Genomic DNA, 1,834 nt, shown 5'->3' with positions numbered 1-1,834 from the left:
GATCGTGTCGACGCTGACCGGCGTCCGCGCCACCGCCGAGGAGTTGGCCTCTCCGGAGTACTGGGTGCGGCACGTGCGCGAGTCCGTCCGTTTCCACGACGCGGTCGCGGGGCTGCGCGAACAAGGCGTCGACGTCTTCCTGGAGATCGGCCCCGGCGGCGTGCTCTCGGGCCTCGGGCAACTCAGCGCTCCGGAAGCCTCCTTCGTCCCCGCCTTGCGTGGCGACCGCCCCGAGCCGACCGCACTGCTCACCGCCATCGGCCGACTGCACGTCGACGGCGTCCCGGTGGACCTGGCAGCCCTCTTCGACGGCAGCGGGGCCCGGCGGGTCGACCTGCCGACGTACGCCTTCCAGCGTGAGCGGTACTGGCTGGACGCACCGGCGGCCGAGGAGAGCGCCGGGGGGACGTCGCCGGAGGAGGCACGCTTCTGGGAGGCGGTGGAAGAGGGCGACCCCGCTGATCTCGCCCGCACGCTGGGCGTGTCGACCGACGATCCGTTGAGCGCGGTGCTGCCCCGCCTGTCCGCGTGGCGCAGGAAGCAGCGCGACCGGCTGACGGCCGACAACTGGCGCTACCGGGTCGACTGGCGTGCGCTGGCCGCCGGGCCGCACCGGCCCGCCGGTGCCTGGCTGGTCGTCGCGGCGGCCGGTGACGAGCGGGCCGAGTGGGTGCGGGCGTCGCTGCGGCGGAACGGTGCGGACGAGACGCACGTGCTGCCCGTGGATCCGGAGACGGTCGACTGGGCGGAGCGGCTGACGGGTCTGCCGCCGCTGAGCGGTGTGGTCTCGCTGCTGGGCCTCACCGACGCGGGCGAGGCGGCCGCACCCGTGAGCCTCGCGGGTCAGGCGACCGCACCCGCGGGTCTCGCGAGCACGGTCGGGCTGCTGCGGGCGCTCGGTGATGTGGACGCCCCGCTGTGGTGCCTCACCTCGGGTGCCGTCTCGACGGGTGCCGACGACGCGGTCACCGGGCCCGAGCAGGCGATGCTGTGGGGCCTCGGCCGGGCCGCCGCGCTGGAACACCCCGGCCGCTGGGGCGGCTTGATCGACCTGCCCCCGGTGCGGGACGAGCGGACCGGGGACCTCCTCGCCGTCGCCGTCGCCACGCCCGGCGAGGACCAGGTCGCCCTGCGCGGCGACACCGTACTCGGCCGGAGGCTGGTGCCCGCCCCGGTGGGCGAGGTGTCCGAGGCGGGCTGGTCGCCGCATGGCACGGTCCTCGTCACCGGCGGCACCGGAGCCCTCGGCGGCCACGTGGCACGCTGGCTCGCGGCGCACGGAGCCGAGCACATCGTGCTGGCCGCCCGCCGCGGCCGGACCGCCCGAGGGGCCGAGGACCTGGAGGCCGAACTCGTCGGCCTCGGCGCGCGGGTCACGTTCGCCACCTGCGACGTGGCCGACAGGGACGCCGTTGCGACAATGCTGGCGAGCCTGCCGCCGCTCACAGCCGTCTTCCACACGGCGGGCGTGGAACGCCCCACTGCCCTCGCCGACCTGGACCCGGACGACCTCACCGAGTTCGCCGACGTACTGGCGGCCAAGGCCGACGGTGCGCGGAACCTGCACGAGTTGCTGGCCGACACGCCTCTTGAGGCGTTCGTCCTGTTCTCCTCCATCGCCGGGGTCTGGGGCAGTGGCGGTCAGGCTGCCTACGGGGCCGCCAACGCGTATCTCGATGCGCTGGCCGAGCACCGCCGGGCGGCGGGACTGCCCGCCACGGCCGTCGCGTGGGGGCCGTGGGGCGGCGGCGGCATGGTCGAGGACTCGGGGCAGGCCGCACACCTCAAGCGCCTCGGCCTGCTCACCATGGCCCCCGGCACGGCACTCGCGGGC

At 75.6% G+C, this 1,834-nt stretch carries 1 protein-coding gene; it reads left to right on the top strand.

Features of this window, described 5'->3' with window-relative positions; all coding sequences use genetic code 11:
- On the top strand, positions 1–1,834 hold a 1,834-nt coding region (locus tag KYY02_RS33470; protein ID WP_371244795.1), incomplete at both ends, for an SDR family NAD(P)-dependent oxidoreductase.

Origin of the sequence: Streptomyces pimonensis (genome assembly GCF_041380215.1) — a bacterium.
Classification (GTDB): Bacteria; Actinomycetota; Actinomycetes; order Streptomycetales; family Streptomycetaceae; genus Streptomyces; species Streptomyces pimonensis.
Note: the sequence above shows the minus strand (reverse complement) of the source record. Positions and strands in the feature narration are given on the sequence as shown.